Below are 18,938 nucleotides of genomic sequence, written 5' to 3' on the forward strand. Positions count from 1 at the left end.
CCGTCATTGGACAAGAGGATCTTCGGCGACCCCTAGAAACTTTGCAAGATTCAGGCGAAAAGCTCGTGGCAGAAGGTCAATCCTTCGACCAATGCGTCCACTTCCTGCCGGGTATTGTACATGGCGAAGGACGCCCGCGCGCTGGCGGTGATTCCGAAGAACTCCATCAGCGGCATGGCACAATGGCTACCCGCGCGCACGGCGATGCCGCGCTTGTCCAGGATGGTGGACAGGTCATGGGCATGGGCGCCCTGCATGGTCATGGAAAAGATCGCGCCCTTGTCCGGCGCGTCGCCCTGGACCTGAAGCCAGTTGAGGCTGCGCAGCCGGTCGCGGGCGTAATCGCGCAAGTCCCGTTCATGGGCGGCGATGTTGTCCATCCCCAGGTCCATCATGTATTCCAACGCCGCGCCAAGGCCGATCTGGTTGACGATGCCGGGGGTGCCCGCCTCGAACCGCAGCGGCGGGTCGGCATAGTCGATGGCCTCGCGCGTGACCGTGCGGATCATGTCGCCGCCGCCCAGGAAGGGCCGCATCTCGGCCTGGCGGTCGCGGCGGATCCACATCGCGCCCGAGCCTGACGGCCCGTAAAGCTTGTGCCCCGTGATGCAGTAGAAATCGACGCCGAGCGCGGCCAGATCGACCGGCATGTGGACCGCCGCCTGCGATCCATCGACCAGAACCGGCACATCCGTGCCGCGCGCAATCGCCCCAACGTCCACGATGGTGCCGGTCACGTTCGACATATGCGTGACGGCGATCAGCTTCGTGCGCGGCCCCACGGCGGCCAGCACCTTTTCGGGCGGCAACGATCCGTCGGGTTCGGGTTCGACCCATTTCAGCACCACCCCCTGCCGTTCGCGCAGGAAATGCCAAGGCACGATATTGGCGTGGTGTTCCAGCACGGACAGCACGATCTCCTCCCCCGCAGCCATGCGCGGCGCGGCCCAGCCATAGCTGACCAGGTTGATGCCCTCGGTCGATCCGCTGGTGAAGATCACCTCATCCTCGTGCGGAGCGTTCAGGAAGCGGGCGACAATCGCGCGGACGCGTTCATAGTTGTCGGTCGCCAGGTTCGACAGGAAATGCAGGCCGCGATGCACGTTGGCATATTCGCCTTCGTAAGCGCGGGTAATCGCCTCGATCACCTGGCGCGGCTTTTGCGCGCTGGCGCCGCTGTCCAGATAGACCAGCGGGCGCTTGTTCACCTGCCGCGACAGGATCGGGAAATCGGCGCGGACGGCATCGACATCAAAGCTCATTGCGGCATCTCCGGCATGATCCCAAGGGCGGCGGCAAGGATGGAAAGAAGGAACCCGGCGGCGATGGCGGTGCCGATCAGGCCCATCGTGACCTTCAACGTGCTGGAAAAGCCGTGCAGCGCCTTGGTGAACTGCACGGTCAGCCACAGGAACAGGGCCATCGCCATGATACCCAGCAACCCCGCGACCGAGGGCAGGACCAGCGACAGCACGATCTGGACGGCCTGAACCAGCAGCAGCAGAACCTCGATCCAGACGGTCAGCAGCAGCGCGTCCTCGAACCGGCCCTGGCCGCCGAACATGCGGCCCACGCCCGACATCAGGCCCGCCGCGATCACGATGGCGCCCATCTGCATGACGGCCAGGACCATGGGCTGCTGGCTCAGCAGGACGACCTGCACGTCCTCATCGGAGGGGGCGGCGAACATCGCGCCCGCCAGCCAGGCCAGCAGGGCCGAGACCGACACCGCCGCCAGCAGCGCCATCCAGCGCGCCTGGACCGGCCAGCCCTGCCCCATCAGCGCCTGCGCCGCCCGTTGCGGATCGCGGAAGGACAGGCCGACCAGGGCCTTGAAGTCGTCGAACGTCATTTTCGCCTCGCCAGCGCCGCGATGCCGGCGCCCCAGATCACCAGAAAACCGATGCCGCAGATTGCCTGGACAACCGCCAGGGCCGGACCCTGCCCGACCATCCCCTCGACCAGCCCGGCCAGCAGCATCGCGGGCGCCACGGCCAGCAGCGCCCAGAACAGGGCCAGCCGCGAATCCTCCTGCCGCAGGTGCCAGGGTGTCAGGCGGGACAGGATCGTCACCAGGGATGCCACCGCATAGGCCAGGATCGGCATCATGAACATCACCGCCAGCAGCGCGCCCCCCATCCGGGCCTGGAAGGGGACCGAGGGGTCAAGCTGCGCCAGCCGCGCATGGGCGGGGGCCTGCGCGATCAGGAAGACCAGCATCGCGGCCATCAGCACCGCCAGCTTGGACCCTTCCGGCATGGCGGAAAGGCCCCGCACCACCCGGCGCGGGGCCCACCAGCTTTGCAGCACCCGAGGGACGATGCCCTCTGGCGCGCGCCTTATTGAACCGCGTTCAGGGTCAGCCACACGTCAAGCCGTTCATAGATGCAGTCGCGGATCGCTTCGTCCTCGACCTCGGCCAGGGCGTCGGCCAGGAAGGACAGGACCAGAAACACGATGGCGCGTTCCCGAGGCACCCCGCGAGAGCGGAGATAGAACAATGCTTCCTCGTCGATCGCGCCGGTGGTCGATCCATGCGAACATTTCACGTCGTCGGCATAGATTTCCAGCTCGGGCTTCGCCAGGAACTGGCTGCGTTCGTCCAGCAGCAGCGCCTGGCTGATCTGGTAGCCGTCGGTCTTCTGCGCGCCGGGCTTGACCAGGATCTTGCCCTGGAACACGCCCTCGGCCCCGTTCTTCAGCACCTTCTTGAAGACCTGGCGGCTTTCGCAACGCTCGGCCCCGTGGGTGATGAAGACGGTGTCGTCCTGATGGAAGGGCGCCTTGCCCCCGTCGCCCAGGACGGCCGCCGCGATATGGGCCACGGCGTCGTCGCCCGCGATGTCGATCACGGCCTCGTTGCGCATGGTCGTGCCGTTCACCGACAGGGTGAATGACTTGAACTGCGCGCGCGCCGCGACGCGGGCGAAGATGTGGCCGATGCCGACCTTGGCATCCACGGCGCGTTTCGACGCGACATGGTGGAAGCGCGCGCCGGGGGCCAGATCGACCTCGATCACGCTGTTGGACCGCGCGCCCGACATGCCGGTTTCCAGCAGGGTCAGTTCGGCGCCTTCCTCGACGCGGATGACATGGTGCCAGACCGCATCCGCGCTGTCCGAGGCGCGGCGATGCACCACATGGATGGGCTTCGACGGCTTTCCGGTGACGCGGATCAGCAGCCCGTCCTGGGCGGCAGCCGTGTTCAGCACCGCGAAGGGCCGCTTGACCGGATTCTGGCCCGCCGCCTCCAGGGTGCCATAGAGATCCGCCGCCCAGCTTCCCGCGCCATCGGCCTGGGCAAGGGTCGCGATCTCGACCCCGTCCAGCGCCAGGTCGTCGGACGCCGCCTCGTCAAAGAGGCCGTCCACGAAGACAAGGGTCAGCTTGTCCAGCCCGTCGAACAGCGGGGTTTCCTGCCCCTCAGGGATCGGCATCGCGGCGGTCACCGGCGCGTTGAACGGGCGCGGATCGGTATAGCGCCAGTATTCGTCGCGCGGACCGGGCAGGCCCATGTCGCGCAACCGCGCCAGCGCATCGCGCCGCGCCGCTGCGGTGAACCCGCCCTGCGGCAGGGCCAGCGCGGCCAGCCGCGCATCCAGCGCGTTGGCGGGCCTGGACGCACCCTCGACCGAGGGGGTCTGGTCCTTTCTTCTGACTGCGGTATCCGCCATCAGCCGACCTCCGCCAGAAGATCGCCGTAACCTTCCTGTTCGACCTGCAGGGCCAGTTCCGGCCCGCCCGATTTCACGATCCGGCCATTCGCCATGATATGCACCACATCCGGCTGGATGTGGTTCAGCAGGCGCTGGTAATGCGTGATGACTAGGAAGCTCCGGTCGGGCGAGCGCAGCGCGTTCACGCCGTCCGACACCAGCCGCATTGCATCCACGTCCAGGCCCGAATCCGTTTCGTCCATGATGCACATGCGCGGTTCCAGCATGGCCATCTGCAGGATCTCGTTGCGCTTCTTCTCGCCGCCCGAGAAGCCGACATTGACCGGACGCTTCAGCATCTCGGGGCTGATCTGCAGCTCAGCCGCCTTGGCGCGCACGACCTTGAGAAAGTCGCCCGAGGACAGTTCGGCCTCGCCCCGCGCCTTGCGCTGCGCGTTCACGGCGGTGCGCAGGAAGGTCATGTTGCCGACGCCGGGGATCTCGACCGGATACTGGAAGGCCAGGAACAGGCCGGCGGCCGCGCGCTCCTCGGGTTCCATGTCCAGCAGGCTTTCGCCGTCCAGCGTGGCGGACCCTTCCGTCACTTCATAGCCGTCGCGGCCCGACAGGACATAGGACAGCGTCGATTTGCCCGACCCGTTCGGACCCATGATCGCATGGACCTGACCGGCCGGAACCTCCAGCGACAGACCCTTCAGGATCTGCTTGTCCTCTTCCTCAAGCTTGACGTGCAAGTTGTCGATTTTCAGCATCTTTTCCTCATCAGATGGTGGCGTCGGTGCCGAAAGCCCGGCACCATCATCAAATCCTTCGCGGCCTCAGCCGACCGAACCTTCCAGCGAAATGGCGACCAGCGCCTGCGCCTCCATGGCGAACTCCATGGGCAGGGCCTGCAACACCTCGCGGCAGAAGCCGTTGACGACCAGGGCCACGGCCTCCTCCTCGTCCATGCCGCGCTGGCGGCAATAGAACAACTGGTCGTCATCGACCTTGCTAGTGGTCGCCTCGTGTTCCACGCGGCTGCTGGTGTTCTTGACCTCGATATAGGGCACAGTATGCGCCCCGCATTGGTCGCCGATCAGCAGACTGTCACATTGCGTATAGTTGCGGCTGTTGGTGGCGCGCGGGTGCATCGTCACCAGGCCGCGATAGGTGTTCTGGGCGCGGCCCGCCGAGATCCCCTTGGACACGATGCGCGACCGGGTGTTGCGGCCCAGATGGATCATCTTGGTGCCGGTATCGGCCTGCTGATGGTTGTTGGCGATGGCGATGGAATAGAACTCGCCCTGGGATTCCTCGCCCCGCAGGATGCAGGACGGGTATTTCCAGGTGATCGCGCTGCCGGTTTCCACCTGCGTCCACATCACCTTGGCGCGGGCCTCGCGGCAGTCGGCGCGCTTGGTGACGAAGTTGTAGATGCCGCCCTTGCCTTCCTCGTCGCCCGGATACCAGTTCTGGACGGTGGAATACTTGACCTCGGCATCCTCCAGCACGACGATTTCCACGACCGCCGCGTGCAATTGGTGGGTGTCGCGCTTGGGCGCGGTGCAGCCTTCCAGATAGCTGACATGGCTGCCCTTGTCGGCGATGATCAGCGTGCGTTCGAACTGGCCGGTGTTTTCCGCGTTGATGCGGAAATAGGTGGACAGTTCCATCGGGCAGCGCACGCCCTTGGGAATGTAAACGAACGATCCGTCGGAAAACACCGCGCTGTTCAGCGTGGCGAAATAGTTGTCCGACTGCGGCACGACGCTGCCCAGATACTTCTTCACCAGCTCGGGATGCTCGCGGATCGCCTCGCTGATGGAACAGAAGATCACCCCGGCCTTGGCCAATTCCTCCTTGAAGGTCGTGCCCACCGACACGGAATCGAACACCGCATCGACGGCCACGCGGCGGCCGTCGGCGCGGCCCTCCTCGGTCGTCTCGACCCCGGCCAGGATCAGTTGTTCATTCAGCGGGATGCCCAGCTTTTCATAGGTCGCCAGCAGCTTGGGATCGACCTCGTCCAGGGACTTGGGCTTCGTTTCCATGCTTTTCGGGCGGGCATAGTAATACTGGTCCTGATAGTCGATCTCAGGATAGTTCAGCATCGCCCATTTCGGTTCCGTCATGGTCAGCCAGCGGCGATAGGCTTCCAGCCGCCATTCCGTCATCCATTCCGGTTCGTTGTTCTTGGCCGAGATCAGGCGGACGATGTCTTCGTTCAGCCCCTTGGGGGCATAGTCCATCTCGATCTCGGTATCCCAGCCGTATTTGTAGCTGCCAATGCTTTGCACGGCCTCGACCGTTTCGCGGTCAACGCCCTCGCGCACGTCAAGATCGGTGGTTGCAGTCATCCTTTGTCCTTCCTCAGGCCGGGTGTGTCGCCTAGCCGTTCCGTTCGCGCCAACGTGAATACGCGCTTTCCCACGCATCCGCAAATCGGTTCACCTGATCGTCGCCCATAGCCGGGCTTATCGAGATCCGAATTGCCGATTGCGCGGCCTTATCGTCGAAACCCATGGCCCCCAGCACGCCGCTGGCCCGGACCTTGCCCGAAGAACAGGCCGAGCCCGCCGAAATGGCAAAGCCCGCCAGATCCATCTGCATGACCTGGGTTTCACCCTTCCATCCCGATGTAAGAAGGCAGGTCGTGTTCGGCAAGCGCCTGGCGCCCTTTCCGGCGACGATTGTGCCGGGCAGCGACAGCATCCGTTCCTCCAGCGCGTCGCGGCGGGCGGCGACCTGGTCCCACAGGCCCGCCTCCAGATCCTTCTGCGCCGCCGTGGCCGCCGCGGCAAAGCCCAGGATGCCGATCAGGTTCTCGGTCCCGCCGCGGCGGCCCTGTTCCTGGCCCCCGCCGCGGATCAGCGCGGGCACGTCGGTGCCGCGTTTCACGATCAGCGCGCCGATGCCCTTGGGCCCGCCCAGCTTGTGCGCGCTGACGAAACCGGCGGTGATGTCCAGCCAGTTAAAGGCGAAGGGGATCTTGCCGAAGGCCTGCGTCAGGTCGCTGGACGCCAGCCCCTGCGGCAGATCCTGGATCACGCCGGTTTCGTTGTTCGCCAGTTGCAGGCTGGCCTGCGCGGGATCGGGCACCGTGACGATGCCGTCGCCGTCCACCGCCAGATCCTGTTCGCACCAGACCTTGACCGCGCTGTGTTCCACCGGCGCGCAATGGATGCCGCCCCCCGCCAGTACCATGGCCGCAGCCTCGGTCGTGCCCGAGGTGAAGATCACGTCCGCCCCCTCCGCGCCCAGGGCGGCGGCCAGTTCCTCGCGCGCGCGTTCCATCGCCATCTTGGCCGCGCGCCCCTCGGTATGGACGGATGAGGGGTTGCCCACGATCTCCATCCCCGCGCGCATCGCGGCCTTGGCCTCGTCGCGCAGGGGCGTGGTGGCGTTCCAGTCCAGATAGGTTCTCATCCGATCACCCCCGCGATCTTCTGCGCCAGGCGGCGGGCCACGGCGTCCTTGGCCATGCGCGGCCATTCCTCGGCGCCCTCGTCGGTGATGACGGTCACGGCGTTTTCCGTCCCGCCCATGATGCCGGTGCCTTCGCTGACATCGTTGGCGACGATCCAGTCGCAGCCCTTGCGCAGGCGCTTGTCGGTGGCGTGCGCCACCACGTCGTTGGTTTCCGCCGCAAAGCCCACCACCAGCGGGGGACGCCGCGCGCCCGGCTGGCTGATCCAGGCCAGGATGTCGGGGTTCTCGGTCATCTCCAGCACCGGCGGCTTGCCGGTCCCGTCCTTCTTCATCTTCTTCGCCGATGAGTTGCGGATCCGCCAATCCGCCACGGCCGCCGCCATCACCGCCGCATCCGCAGGCAGCGCGGCTTCCACCGCGTCGCGCATCTGCCGGGCGGTCTGGACGCGGATCACCTCGACCCCCTCGGGCGGGACCACGTCCGCCGGGCCGGTGACAAAGCTGACCCGCGCGCCCATGTCGCGCAGCGCGGCGGCAATCGCCGTCCCCTGCGCGCCAGAGGATCGGTTGGCGATGTATCGCACCGGGTCGATGGGTTCATGCGTGGGGCCCGAGGTCACGATCACATGCCGCCCCGACAGCGCGCCCGTGCGCACCTGCGCCTCGGGCAGAAGCTTCAGGGGCTGCGGGGCCAGTTCGTCGCGGATCGCCTCGACGATCGCCTCGGGTTCGGACATGCGGCCGGTGCCGTATTCGCCGCAGGCCATGTCGCCGTCCTCGGGACCGACGAACAGGATGCCGTCGTCGCGCAGGGTCCGCAGGTTCCGCTGCGTCGCCGGGTGGTGCCACATCCGCACGTTCATCGCGGGCGCGACCAGCACCCGCTTGTCGGTCGCCAGCAGCAGCGTGGACGCCAGGTCGTCCGCCAGCCCATGCGCCATCTTGGCCAGCAGATCGGCGGTGGCGGGCGCCACCACCACCAGGTCGGCATTGCGCGACAACTGGATATGGCCGATCTCGGCCTCGGCCGCGATGTCCCACAGGCCCTCGTGCGCGGCCTCTCCGGCCAGCACCGATACCGTCATGGCGGTGGTGAACTGCGCCCCCGCCTGCGTCAGAACCGGGGTCACGGCGGCGCCCTCGGCGCGCAGCAGGCGGATCAGCGCCGGCACCTTCATGGCCGCGATGCCGCCGCCCACGATCAGCAGGATACGCTTGCCGTTCATCTTGCCCCCATGACCTTGCGCCCCTGTCACATAGCCCCCCGGCCCCTGCCTCGCAAGCAAGGGCCGCCCGTTAACCTTTCCTTAAACCCGCCCCGTTAACCATCCCCGGAACGCAAAGGGGAAGCCATGGTCGCAATCGCCTATTCCGTCGCCTTCGAGGGGATCGAGGCGCGGCTGGTCGAGGTTCAGTGTTCCGTCGCGGCGGGCCTGCCGGGCTTCGCCATCGTGGGCCTGCCCGACAAGGCCGTCAGCGAGGCGCGCGAGCGGGTGAAGGCCGCCTTCGGCGCACTGTGCATCGCCATGCCGAACCGGCGGCTGACGGTGAACCTGTCGCCCGCAGACCTGCCCAAGGAAGGATCCCATTTCGACCTGCCCATCGCCCTTGCGATCCTGGCCGCGCTTGAGATCATCCCGTCCGAGGAACTGTCGCGCTGCGTGGCCTTGGGGGAACTCGCGCTGGACGGACGGCTGGTCGCGGTGACGGGCGCCCTGCCCGCCGCCATGGCCGCGGCCGAAGATGACCGCGCCCTCATCTGCCCCCGCGCCTGCGGACCCGAGGCCGCTTGGGTCGATGCCGTCCCGGTCCTGGCCCCCGCCACGCTGCGCGAGGTCATCGACCACCTGACCGACCGCGCCCCCATCGCCCGCGCGCAGCCAGGCATGATCGACGGCACGGTCAGCAGGGGCTGCCTGTCCGAGGTCAAGGGCCAGGAACGCGCCAAGCGCGCCCTGGAGATCGCGGCGGCTGGCCGGCATCATCTGCTGATGGTCGGACCGCCGGGCGCGGGCAAGTCGATGCTGGCCGCCCGCCTGCCCGGCCTGATGCCACCCCTGGGCGCGGCCGAGGCGCTGGAAACCTCGATGATCCATTCCCTTGCGGGCACCCTTGACGACGGGGGCATCTCGCGCCGCGCGCCCTTCCGCGAACCGCATCACACCGCGTCCATGGCCGCCATCGTCGGCGGCGGGCGCGGCGCCAAGCCGGGGGAAATCAGCCTTGCCCATAACGGCGTCCTGTTCATGGACGAGTTTCCCGAATTCCCCCGGCAGGTTCTGGAAACCCTGCGCCAGCCGATTGAAACCGGCGAAGTCGTGGTGGCCCGCGCCAATGCCCATATCCGCTATCCCTGCCGCTTCCTGCTGATCGCCGCCGCCAATCCCTGCCGCTGCGGCTATCTGGCCGATGCGGCCCGCGCCTGTTCGCGCGCACCCACCTGCGGGGGCGACTACATGGGCAAGATCTCGGGCCCGCTGATGGACCGCTTCGATTTGCGGCTGGAGGTTCCGGCGGTCAGCTTCCTGGACCTGGAACTGCCCTCGGGCGGGGACACGTCCGCGCAGATCGCCGCGCGGGTGGCGGCGGCGCGGCAGGTACAGGCCGCGCGGTTCCGCGACCATCCGCAGGTCCGCGTGAATGCCGAGGCCTCGGGCAGCCTGCTGGACCAGATCGCCGCGCCGGACGAGGAAGGCCGCGCGCTGATCCTGAAGGCATCCGAACGGCTGGGCCTGACCGCGCGCGGCTATCACCGCATCCTGCGCACCGCGCGCACCATCGCCGACCTGGCCGGGTCCGCCACCGTCCGTTCGCCCCATCTGGCCGAGGCGATCAGCTATCGCCTGCCCTTTGTCGCGGGCGGCTGACGAATTGCGCAGCGTGCAAGGCGGCGCTATGGCGGGATGACCCTGACGGAGCCGGACCATGCCCCCCATCAGCGCCCGGATCGGCGGCATCCTGACCGCCCTCGCGCTTTTGGCGACGATCCCGCACGAATACGGCGCCGGGCAAGGCTTCGCCATCGTTGCCGCCATGCTGCTGGTGGGCGCCCTGGCGCTGTTTTCACTGACCGCGCCCCCGTCGCGGCTGGCCTTCGTGGCGGTCGGGCTGGCGCTGGTCGCCTGGGCCGCTGCTACCCGCCCCGACTGGGTCGACGCCACGCTGACGGCGCTGACGCGCGGCGCCTTCATCATCGCCCTGTTCACCGCGCTGTCGGCCCTGCGCAGCGCCGCCATCGGGTCGCAGGCGATCCTGGATTGCGGCCGCTTCCTGGCCCGCCAGCCGCCCGGCCGCCGCTATCTGGCGCTGACCGTCGGGGGGCACCTGTTCGGGCTGATCCTGCTTTACGGGTCCATCTCGCTGCTGGGATCGCTGGCGGCCGAAAGCACCGCGCAAGAGGCGGACGGCGACCTGCGCCGCCACCGGCTGCGCCGGATGCTGGTGGCGATCCAGCGGGGCTTTGCCTCGACGATCTGCTGGTCGCCGATGGCGCTGTCGATGGCGGTCACGATCCCGGTGGTGCAGGGCGCGTCCTGGCCGCAGGCCGTCGGCTTCTGCCTGGTCAGTTCCGCCCTGATGATCGGCATCGGCTGGCTGCTGGATACGCTGTTCAGGCCGCACCTGTCCGCCCCGCCCCCGCCGCGCGCGGTAGAGACCGACAGTTGGCTGCTGCGCCTGCGCCCCCTGCTGGTGCTGCTGGCCATCGTCGTGGGCAGCACCCTTGCGCTGCACCTGGCGACCGGCGTTGCCGTGACCGGCGCAGTCATGACCGTGGTGCCGCTGATCGCCATGGCCTGGATCCTGATCCTGCCGCCCCTGCCCGGCGGACGCGCGGCCACGCTTGGCGCGCGCATCGGCCAGTTCGCCACGCGGGACATGGCGGGCTATCGCGGAGAGGTCATCCTGCTGTTCATGGCGGGCTTCATCGGCAGCCTGGGGTCAACCCTGCTGGTGCCCGTCATGCAGGCGCATGGGCCGGACCTGTCGGCCATCCCGCCCCTGCTGATCCTGGCGGCGCTGGTCTGGATCATCCCGCTGACCGGCCAGATCGGCATGAACCCGATTCTGGCCGTGTCGCTGCTGGTGCCGCTGCTGCCCGCGCCCGCCGCGCTTGGCATCCATCCCACGGCCATGGTCGTGGCGATCACCGGAGGCTGGGCGATCAGCGGCAACACATCGCCCTTCACCGCATCCGTCCTGCTGGTCGGCAAGCTGGGCGGGGTGGATGCGCGCCAAGCCGGGACGCGCTGGAACGGTCTTTACGCGCTGGCGACGGGCGCGGCGCTGACCCTGTGGGTGCTGACCGCCGCGGCCCTGCTGTAGGCACCTACTCCACTTCCACGAGCAGATCCTTTGCGTCGATCTGTTCTCCGGGTTTGACGTGGATGGCCTTGACGGTGCCGTCGCGGTCGGCGTGGAGGGCGGTTTCCATCTTCATGGCCTCGATGGTCAGCAGGAGGTCGCCCTGGCGGACGCGTGCGCCCGCGCTGGCCGCGACCGAGGCCACCACGCCCGGCATCGGCGCGGCGACATGGCCCGCGTTCGACGGGTCGGCCTTGGGGCGGGCGGCCTTCGTGCCGGTGGCCTTGCGGTTGGGGACGCGGACCTGGCGGGGCTGGCCGTTCAGTTCGAAGAAGACCTTGACCTCGCCCTTCTCGTCGGTCTCGCCCAGGGTTAGCAGGCGCACCTCCAGGGTCTTGCCCGGGTCGATCTCGACGCTGATCTCGTCTCCCGGCTCCATGCCGTAGAAGAAGGTGCGGGTGGGCAGGACGCGCACCGGGCCATAGGTCTCGTGGCGGGCGCGGTAGTCGGTGAAGACCTTGGGATACATCAGCCAGCCGTTCAGGTCCTCGTCGTCGATCTCGGCGCCCAGGTCTTCGGAAAGCTTGGCGCGCGCGGCCTCGATGTCCACGGGGGGCAGATGCGCGCCGGGGCGGTCGGTGATGGGCGCCTCGCCCTTCAGGACCTTCCGCTGCAAGGCCTCGGGCCAGCCGCCGGGGGGCTGGCCCAGGTTGCCCTTCATCATGTCCACCACGCTGTCGGGGAAGCTGACCTCGACGGCCGGGTCCATGACCTGCTGGGGCGTCAGCCCCTGGGCCACCATCATCAGCGCCATGTCGCCCACGACCTTCGAGGACGGCGTGACCTTGACGATGTCGCCGAACATCCGGTTCACGTCGGCGTAAGCCTGCGCCACCTCGTGCCAGCGGTCCTCGAGCCCCATGGATCGCGCCTGCGCCTTGAGGTTGGTGAACTGCCCGCCCGGCATCTCGTGGAGATAGACCTCGGAGGCGGGCGACTGCAGGCCGCTCTCGAAGGCCGCGTATTGCTCGCGCACGCGTTCCCAGTAGTTGCTGATCTGGCGGATCGCCGCGATGTCGAGGCCGGTGTCGCGCTCGGTCCCCTCCAGCGCCGCGACGATCGAGCCGAGGCAGGGCTGCGAGGTGCCGCCCGAGAAGGCGTCCATGGCCGCATCCACCGCGTCCACGCCCGCATCAGTGGCGGCCAGGATGGTCGCCCCGGCCAGGCCCGAGGTGTCGTGGGTGTGGAAGTGGACGGGCAGGCCGACCTCCTCCTTCAGCGCACGGATCAGGATGCGGGCTGCGGCGGGCTTCAGAAGGCCCGCCATGTCCTTCAGGCCCAGCACATGGGCGCCCGCGGCCTTCAGGTCCCGGGCGGTGCGGACGTAGTAGGCCAGGTCGTACTTGGACCGCTCGGGGTCCAGCATGTCGCCGGTATAGCAGACCGTGCCTTCGCAGATCTTGCCGGTCTCGATCACCGCGTCCATGGCCACGCGCATGTTCTCGACCCAGTTGAGGCTGTCGAAGACGCGGAACACGTCGACGCCGCTTGCCGCCGCCTGCCGCACGAAGCTTTGCACCACGTTGTCGGGATAGTTGGTGTAGCCCACGCCGTTCGAGGCCCTGAGCAGCATCTGCGTCATCAGGTTGGGCATCCGCGCGCGGATGTCGCGCAGCCGCTGCCAAGGGCATTCCTGCAGGAAGCGATAGGCCACATCGAAAGTCGCGCCCCCCCAGCATTCGACGCTGAACAGGCCGGGCAGGTTGGCGGCATAGGCGGGCGCCACGCGGATCATGTCGATGGAGCGCATGCGGGTGGCCAGCAGCGACTGGTGGCCGTCGCGCATGGTGGTGTCGGTGACCAGCAGGCGCGTCTGCGCGGCCATCCAGTCGGCCACCGCCTGCGCGCCCTTCTCCTCCAGCATCTGCCGGGTGCCGGGCGCGGGATCGCCCTTCGGCGCGGGGGGCACGGGGGGCCGGGCTTGGGCGGGCGGCCTCGGGCGCCCCGCCGTCTCGGGATGCCCGTTCACGCTGATGTCGGCCAGATAGGTCAGGATCCGCGTGGCGCGGTCCTGGCGCTTGTCGAACTGGAACAGCTCGGGCGTGGTGTCGATGAACTTGGTCGTATAGGTGTCGTCGAGGAAGGTCGGGTGCTTCAAGAGGTTGATCACGAAGTCGATGTTCGTCGAAACCCCCCGCACCCGGAATTCGCGAAGGGCGCGGTCCATGCGCCGGATCGCCCCCTCGGGCGTCTGCGCCCAGGCCGTGACCTTGACCAGCAGCGAGTCGTAGTAGCGCGTGATCACGCCCCCCGAATAGGCCGTGCCGCCGTCCAGCCGGATGCCGTTGCCGGTGGCGCTGCGATAGGCGGTGATGCGGCCGTAATCGGGGATGAAGTTGTTCAGCGGATCCTCGGTCGTGACCCGGCATTGCAGCGCGTGGCCCGAGAGGGTGATCTTGTCCTGGCTGGGGACGCCCGTCGCCTCGGCCAGCGTCGCGCCCTCGGCGATGCGGATCTGGGACTGCACGATGTCGATGCCGGTGACCTCCTCGGTCACGGTATGCTCGACCTGCACGCGCGGGTTCACCTCGATGAAGTAGAACCGCTGGCTGTCCATGTCCATCAGGAACTCGACCGTGCCCGCGTTCTGGTATCCCACCGCGCGGCCGATCCTCAGCGCCAGCTCGCAGACCTCGGCGCGCTGGTCGGGCGTCAGATAGGGCGCGGGCGCGCGTTCCACGACCTTCTGGTTGCGGCGCTGCACGGTGCAGTCGCGTTCATACAGGTGATACAGCCCGCCATGCGTGTCGCCCAGAAGCTGCACCTCGACGTGCCGCGCGCGCAGGATCATCTTCTCCAGATAGCCCTCGCCATTGCCGAAGGCGGCTTCCGCTTCCCTGCGGCCCTCGCGGACCTTGTCCACCAGTTCCTCGGGCCCGTTGATCGGGCGCATGCCCCGCCCGCCGCCGCCCCAGGAGGCCTTGAGCATCAGCGGATAGCCGATCTCTGCCGCCTCGGCCCTGATCGCCTCGAAGTCCTCGCCCAGCACCTCGGTCGCGGGGATCACCGGCACGCCCGCCTGAATGGCGACGCGCCGGGCGCTGGCCTTGTCGCCCAAGGCCCGCATGGTGTCCGCGCGCGGGCCGATGAAGGTGATCCCGGCAGCCACGCAGGCATCCACGAAGTCGGGGTTCTCGGAAAGCAGCCCATAGCCCGGATGGATGGCATCGGCGCCCGACTCCCTGGCCACCCGGATGATCTCGGGGATCGACAGATAGGCCGCCACCGGCCCCAAGCCCGCGCCGATCCGGTACGCCTCGTCCGCCTTGAAGCGGTGCAGGCCCAGCTTGTCCTCCTCGGCGTAAACCGCAACCGTCCGCTTGCCCAGCTCATTGGCCGCCCGCAACACGCGGATCGCAATCTCGCCACGGTTCGCTACAAGGATCTTCTGAAACATCGCGCCGTCCCCATCCGATTTGCGCGGAAGACTAGCGATGCCGCAGCGCGGCGCAAGCGCCACCACACTTGTCCTGCAACAAAAGGTTTACGCAAGGTCGTGTTCGCGGGATGTTCCCATTTTGCGGTTGCTTTTTGGAACCGCGCCCCTATGTGATGCGCTTGGTCGGCCAGGGACATGTCATGGAACAGAAGTTCATCGAGGTTCGCGGCGCGCGCGAGCATAACCTGAAGGGCGTGGACATGGACATCCCGCGCGACAAGCTGGTGGTCATCACCGGGTTGTCGGGTTCGGGCAAGTCCAGCCTTGCGTTCGACACGATCTATGCCGAAGGGCAGCGCCGCTATGTCGAAAGCCTGTCGGCCTATGCCCGGCAGTTCCTGGACATGATGGGCAAGCCCGATGTGGACCACATCACCGGCCTGTCGCCCGCGATCAGCATTGAGCAGAAGACCACCTCGAAGAACCCCCGTTCGACCGTGGGCACGGTCACGGAAATCTACGATTACCTGCGGCTGCTGTTTGCCCGCGCGGGCACGCCCTATTCCCCCGCCACCGGCCTGCCGATCGAGGCGCAGCAGGTCCAGGACATGGTGGACCGGATCATGGAGATGCCCGAGGGCACACGCGCCTATCTGCTGGCGCCCATCGTCCGCGACCGCAAGGGCGAGTACCGCAAGGAATTCCTGGAGCTTCGCAAGCAGGGTTTCCAGCGCGTCAAGGTGAACGGCCAGTTTTACGAACTGGACGAGCCGCCCGTCCTGGACAAGAAGTTCCGCCACGACATCGACGTGGTGGTGGACCGCATCGTCGTGCGCGAGGGGCTGGAGACGCGCCTGGCCGATTCGCTGCGCACCGCGCTGGATCTGGCCGACGGCATCGCCATCGTGGAAACGGCGGGTGATGAGCCCGAACGCACGACCTTCAGCGAAAACTTCGCCTGCCCCGTCAGCGGCTTCACCATCCCGGAAATCGAGCCGCGGCTGTTTTCCTTCAACGCCCCCTATGGCGCCTGCCCGGTTTGCGACGGGTTGGGGGCGGAACTGTTCTTCGACGAACGGCTGATCGTGCCGGATGCCGCGCTGTCCGTCGAAAAGGGCGCCATCGCCCCCTGGGCCAAGTCGAAATCGGCCTATCTGACGCAGACGGTCAACGCGCTGGCCAAGCATTACGGCTTTGACAAGAAGACCAAGTGGAAGGATCTGCCCGAGGATGTGCGGCGCATGTTCCTGCACGGGTCGGGGTCCGAGGAGATCCCCTTCCGTTTTGACGACGCGGGCCGCGTCTATAACGTCACCCGCGTGTTCGAGGGCGTGATCCCCAACATGGAACGCCGGATGCGCGAATCCGACAGCCAGTGGGTGCGCGAGGAGTTCGAGCGTTACCAGAACAACCGCCCCTGCGGCGCCTGCCACGGCTATCGGCTCAAGGACGAGGCGCTGGCGGTCAAGATCGCCGGAAACCACATCGGGCAGGTGGTCGAACTGTCGATCAAGGAGGCCCTGGCCTGGATCCAGGCCGCGCCCCAGCACCTGAGCAAGCAGAAGAACGAGATCGCCCACGCCATCCTCAAGGAAATCCGCGAACGGCTGGGCTTCCTGGTGAACGTGGGTCTGGACTATCTGACGCTGTCGCGCGCGGCGGGGACGCTGTCGGGCGGCGAAAGCCAGCGGATCCGGCTGGCGTCCCAGATCGGCAGCGGGCTGACGGGCGTTCTGTATGTGCTGGACGAACCCTCGATCGGGCTGCACCAGCGCGACAACGACCGGCTGCTGGACACGCTGAAGGGGCTGCGCGACCAGGGCAACTCGGTCATCGTGGTCGAACATGACGAGGACGCGATCCGCCACGCGGATTACGTCTTCGACATGGGGCCGGGCGCGGGCGTCCATGGCGGCACCGTCGTCAGCCAGGGCACGCCCGAGGAAATCGCCGCCGACCCGGCCAGCCTGACCGGGCAATACCTGTCGGGCGCGCGGGAAATCGCGGTCAGCGACGAACGCCGCAAGGGCAACGGCAAGGCGGTCAAGGTCGTCAAGGCGACGGGCAACAACCTCAAGGACGTGACGGCGGAATTCCCGCTGGGCAAGTTCGTCTGCGTGACCGGCGTGTCGGGCGGCGGCAAGTCCACACTGACCATCGAGACGCTGTTCAAGACCGCCAGCCTGCGCCTGAACGGCGCGCGCCAGACCCCCGCCCCCTGCGAGACGATCACGGGGCTGGAACATCTGGACAAGGTGATCGACATCGACCAGCGCCCCATCGGCCGCACGCCCCGGTCGAACCCCGCGACCTATACCGGCGCCTATACGCCCATCCGCGACTGGTATGCGGGCCTGCCCGAATCCAAGGCGCGCGGATATAAACCCGGCCGCTTCAGCTTCAACGTCAAGGGCGGGCGGTGCGAGGCTTGCCAGGGCGACGGCGTCATCAAGATCGAGATGCACTTCCTGCCCGACGTTTACGTCACCTGCGAAACCTGCAAGGGCAAGCGCTATAACCGCGAAACGCTGGAGGTGCAGTTCAAGGGCAAGTCCATCGCCGACGTGCTGGACATGACGGTCGAGGACGCGCAGGGCTTCTTTTCCGCCGTGCCCGCCATCCGCAACAAAATGGACGCGCTGATGGAGGTGGGCCTCGGCTATGTCAAGGTCGGCCAGCAGGCCACCACCTTGTCTGGCGGCGAGGCGCAGCGGGTGAAGCTGGCCAAGGAACTGTCGCGCCAGTCCACCGGCAAGACGCTGTATATCCTGGACGAACCCACCACCGGCCTGCATTTCGAGGATGTGCGCAAGCTTCTGGAGGTGCTGCACCGGCTGGTTGACCAGGGCAACACGGTCGTGGTGATCGAACACAACCTGGATGTCATCAAGACCGCCGACTGGATCATCGACATCGGTCCCGAGGGCGGCGACGGCGGTGGGCGCATCGTGGCGGTCGGCACGCCCGAGGATGTGGCCAAGGTTCCCGAAAGCCATACCGGCCGCTATCTGGCGCCGATGCTGCGGCCCGCGCGGGTCCGGGCGGCGGAATAAGGGTTCAGCCGGGCTGGCCCACCACGATCCGTTGCACGGTGCAGCCCGATTCGTCGCGGCCCTGCCCGGGCATGTCCGGCTGTGTCTCGTATCCGGCGCACAGGCGGATGCTGTCGGGCGGCACCAGTTCGATCCGGTAAGGCGCGCTGGTAAAGGGATCGGCCAGGCGCGGCGTCATCGGGCAGGCCTCGATGGGCGTGGGGTCGGTGCCCACCCGGCCCGCCTGCTGCGCCTTGCAGAACAGCAGCGACTGGATTTCGGACAGGTCGCGGTCGCGCGTCCGGTCGCGCTTTTCCGCCCTGCCCTGCGCGGGTCCGCCGGTCGTGGCGATGCCAGCCGCCAGGACCGCCAGCGACAATGCGGTCAATCCCCATATGGGCCAGCGCCTAGCCATCCAGATCCTCGCGATAGCAGGCGGCCACCAGCAGGCCCATGACGGCCACCAGGGCGCATTTCGCCGCCAGCCGCGGCGTCAGGTCGCCCGACAGGAAGGCATAGATGACCGACACGGCATCGCCCAGCAGCACCAGCGCGGCGGCAAGAACCGTGATCGAGGCAAAGACCCGCCGCGCCTGCGACCGGCGCCGCTGCTCGCCCCCGCCGATCCGCCGCGCCATGCGATGATCCAGAATCACGAAAAGCGGCAGGAAGGCCAGGATGGCCGCGATCGAGAACCGCATCGACCAGGTGTCGGGCGGCCCCGCCTCGGCCAGGTCGGGGATGGCCAAGTCGATGACCCGGAAGCCCAGGCTGATCACATGAAAGCACACCAGCACCAGCGCGATCATCAGCAACGCATAAAGCATCGCCTCGCGCGCCGAGACATAGGGGCGCGGGCGCGGCACCGGCGGCAGCCCGCCCCCATCCTGCCAGGCGGTCATGGCGCCCTCGATCTCGGGCGCGGTCCAGCCGGCCCCCTGCAACGCCGCGCGGATGCGCAAGCCGTCGTGGCCCGCCGCCAGGGCGTCGCGCACGAAATCCGACAACTGCTCGGCTGCGGCCATGGCCCTTCCCCTGTTCCGGCCCGCAGGTTCGCGTGCCTTGCAGGGTTCTGTC

Annotated in this window: 14 protein-coding genes; 3 read left to right on the forward strand and 11 right to left on the reverse strand. The window is 67.6% G+C overall.

All coding sequences use genetic code 11. The features are described from left to right. Positions 1-50 precede the first annotated feature (50 nt). The 8 genes from JX613_RS01105 to coaBC form a co-directional block, all read right to left on the reverse strand. Complete coding sequence (locus tag JX613_RS01105; protein WP_207099597.1) at positions 51-1,262, reverse strand: cysteine desulfurase; 1,212 nt, start codon at positions 1,260-1,262, stop codon at positions 51-53. Further along, entirely contained in the window at positions 1,259-1,852 is a 594-nt protein-coding gene (locus JX613_RS01110) for a Yip1 family protein (RefSeq protein ID WP_207099598.1), read from the reverse strand. The genes JX613_RS01105 and JX613_RS01110 overlap by 4 nt, the downstream gene beginning before the upstream one ends. Continuing rightward, entirely contained in the window at positions 1,849-2,367 is a 519-nt protein-coding gene (locus JX613_RS01115; RefSeq protein WP_336512252.1) for a hypothetical protein, read from the reverse strand. Before JX613_RS01115 ends, JX613_RS01110 begins: the two co-directional genes overlap by 4 nt. Beyond that, positions 2,340-3,674, reverse strand: coding sequence for a SufB/SufD family protein (locus tag JX613_RS01120; protein WP_207099599.1), 1,335 nt, complete (start codon positions 3,672-3,674; stop codon positions 2,340-2,342). Before JX613_RS01120 ends, JX613_RS01115 begins: the two co-directional genes overlap by 28 nt. Beyond that, positions 3,674-4,429 carry a Fe-S cluster assembly ATPase SufC gene (gene sufC, locus JX613_RS01125; protein WP_207099600.1) on the reverse strand — a complete coding sequence of 252 codons (756 nt, stop codon included), beginning with the start codon at positions 4,427-4,429 and terminating at the stop codon, positions 3,674-3,676. Before sufC ends, JX613_RS01120 begins: the two co-directional genes overlap by 1 nt. A gap of 66 nt (positions 4,430-4,495) precedes the next feature. Continuing rightward, on the reverse strand, positions 4,496-6,016 hold the full coding sequence (gene sufB / locus JX613_RS01130; RefSeq protein ID WP_207099601.1) for a Fe-S cluster assembly protein SufB: 1,521 nt from the start codon (positions 6,014-6,016) through the stop codon (positions 4,496-4,498). 31 nt (positions 6,017-6,047) lie between these two features. Continuing rightward, a complete protein-coding gene (locus JX613_RS01135; protein WP_207099602.1) occupies positions 6,048-7,085 on the reverse strand; it encodes a cysteine desulfurase family protein in 1,038 nt (345 codons plus the stop codon). Continuing rightward, on the reverse strand, positions 7,082-8,314 hold the full coding sequence (gene coaBC / locus JX613_RS01140; RefSeq protein ID WP_207099603.1) for a bifunctional phosphopantothenoylcysteine decarboxylase/phosphopantothenate--cysteine ligase CoaBC: 1,233 nt from the start codon (positions 8,312-8,314) through the stop codon (positions 7,082-7,084). Before coaBC ends, JX613_RS01135 begins: the two co-directional genes overlap by 4 nt. A 126-nt stretch (positions 8,315-8,440) precedes the next feature. Here coaBC and JX613_RS01145 point away from each other — a divergent pair, with 126 nt between their 5' ends. Both JX613_RS01145 and JX613_RS01150 read left to right on the forward strand, forming a co-directional pair. After that, on the forward strand, positions 8,441-9,955 hold the full coding sequence (locus JX613_RS01145) for a YifB family Mg chelatase-like AAA ATPase (protein WP_207099604.1): 1,515 nt from the start codon (positions 8,441-8,443) through the stop codon (positions 9,953-9,955). A 58-nt stretch (positions 9,956-10,013) separates the two neighbouring features. After that, a complete protein-coding gene (locus JX613_RS01150; protein WP_207099605.1) occupies positions 10,014-11,411 on the forward strand; it encodes a hypothetical protein in 1,398 nt (465 codons plus the stop codon). Positions 11,412-11,415: 4 nt separating this feature from the next. Here JX613_RS01150 and pyc read toward each other — a convergent pair whose 3' ends face one another. Beyond that, positions 11,416-14,847 carry a pyruvate carboxylase gene (gene pyc / locus JX613_RS01155; RefSeq protein ID WP_207099606.1) on the reverse strand — a complete coding sequence of 1,144 codons (3,432 nt, stop codon included), beginning with the start codon at positions 14,845-14,847 and terminating at the stop codon, positions 11,416-11,418. Positions 14,848-15,029: 182 nt separating this feature from the next. Here pyc and uvrA point away from each other — a divergent pair, with 182 nt between their 5' ends. Continuing rightward, positions 15,030-17,882 carry an excinuclease ABC subunit UvrA gene (gene uvrA / locus JX613_RS01160; protein ID WP_207099607.1) on the forward strand — a complete coding sequence of 951 codons (2,853 nt, stop codon included), beginning with the start codon at positions 15,030-15,032 and terminating at the stop codon, positions 17,880-17,882. Between the two features lie 4 nt (positions 17,883-17,886). Here uvrA and JX613_RS01165 read toward each other — a convergent pair whose 3' ends face one another. Beyond that, positions 17,887-18,249, reverse strand: coding sequence for a hypothetical protein (locus tag JX613_RS01165; protein WP_207099608.1), 363 nt, complete (start codon positions 18,247-18,249; stop codon positions 17,887-17,889). A gap of 19 nt (positions 18,250-18,268) precedes the next feature. After that, positions 18,269-18,886, reverse strand: a complete 618-nt coding sequence (locus JX613_RS01170) for a DUF5671 domain-containing protein (protein ID WP_207099609.1) — start codon at positions 18,884-18,886, stop codon at positions 18,269-18,271. Positions 18,887-18,938: the final 52 nt, after the last annotated feature.

Source organism: Paracoccus shandongensis (genome assembly GCF_017315735.1).
GTDB classification, from domain to species: Bacteria; Pseudomonadota; Alphaproteobacteria; order Rhodobacterales; family Rhodobacteraceae; genus Paracoccus; species Paracoccus shandongensis.

Coding starts and splice junctions, on each gene's coding strand:
- JX613_RS01105 (WP_207099597.1), bottom strand. CDS start 1,262: ATGAGCTTTGATGTCGATGCCGTCCGCGCCGATTTCCCGATCCTGTCG.
- JX613_RS01110 (WP_207099598.1), bottom strand. CDS start 1,852: ATGACGTTCGACGACTTCAAGGCCCTGGTCGGCCTGTCCTTCCGCGAT.
- JX613_RS01120 (WP_207099599.1), bottom strand. CDS start 3,674: ATGGCGGATACCGCAGTCAGAAGAAAGGACCAGACCCCCTCGGTCGAG.
- sufC (WP_207099600.1), bottom strand. CDS start 4,429: ATGCTGAAAATCGACAACTTGCACGTCAAGCTTGAGGAAGAGGACAAG.
- sufB (WP_207099601.1), bottom strand. CDS start 6,016: ATGACTGCAACCACCGATCTTGACGTGCGCGAGGGCGTTGACCGCGAA.
- JX613_RS01135 (WP_207099602.1), bottom strand. CDS start 7,085: ATGAGAACCTATCTGGACTGGAACGCCACCACGCCCCTGCGCGACGAG.
- coaBC (WP_207099603.1), bottom strand. CDS start 8,314: ATGAACGGCAAGCGTATCCTGCTGATCGTGGGCGGCGGCATCGCGGCC.
- JX613_RS01145 (WP_207099604.1), top strand. CDS start 8,441: ATGGTCGCAATCGCCTATTCCGTCGCCTTCGAGGGGATCGAGGCGCGG.
- JX613_RS01150 (WP_207099605.1), top strand. CDS start 10,014: ATGCCCCCCATCAGCGCCCGGATCGGCGGCATCCTGACCGCCCTCGCG.
- pyc (WP_207099606.1), bottom strand. CDS start 14,847: ATGTTTCAGAAGATCCTTGTAGCGAACCGTGGCGAGATTGCGATCCGC.
- uvrA (WP_207099607.1), top strand. CDS start 15,030: ATGGAACAGAAGTTCATCGAGGTTCGCGGCGCGCGCGAGCATAACCTG.
- JX613_RS01170 (WP_207099609.1), bottom strand. CDS start 18,886: ATGGCCGCAGCCGAGCAGTTGTCGGATTTCGTGCGCGACGCCCTGGCG.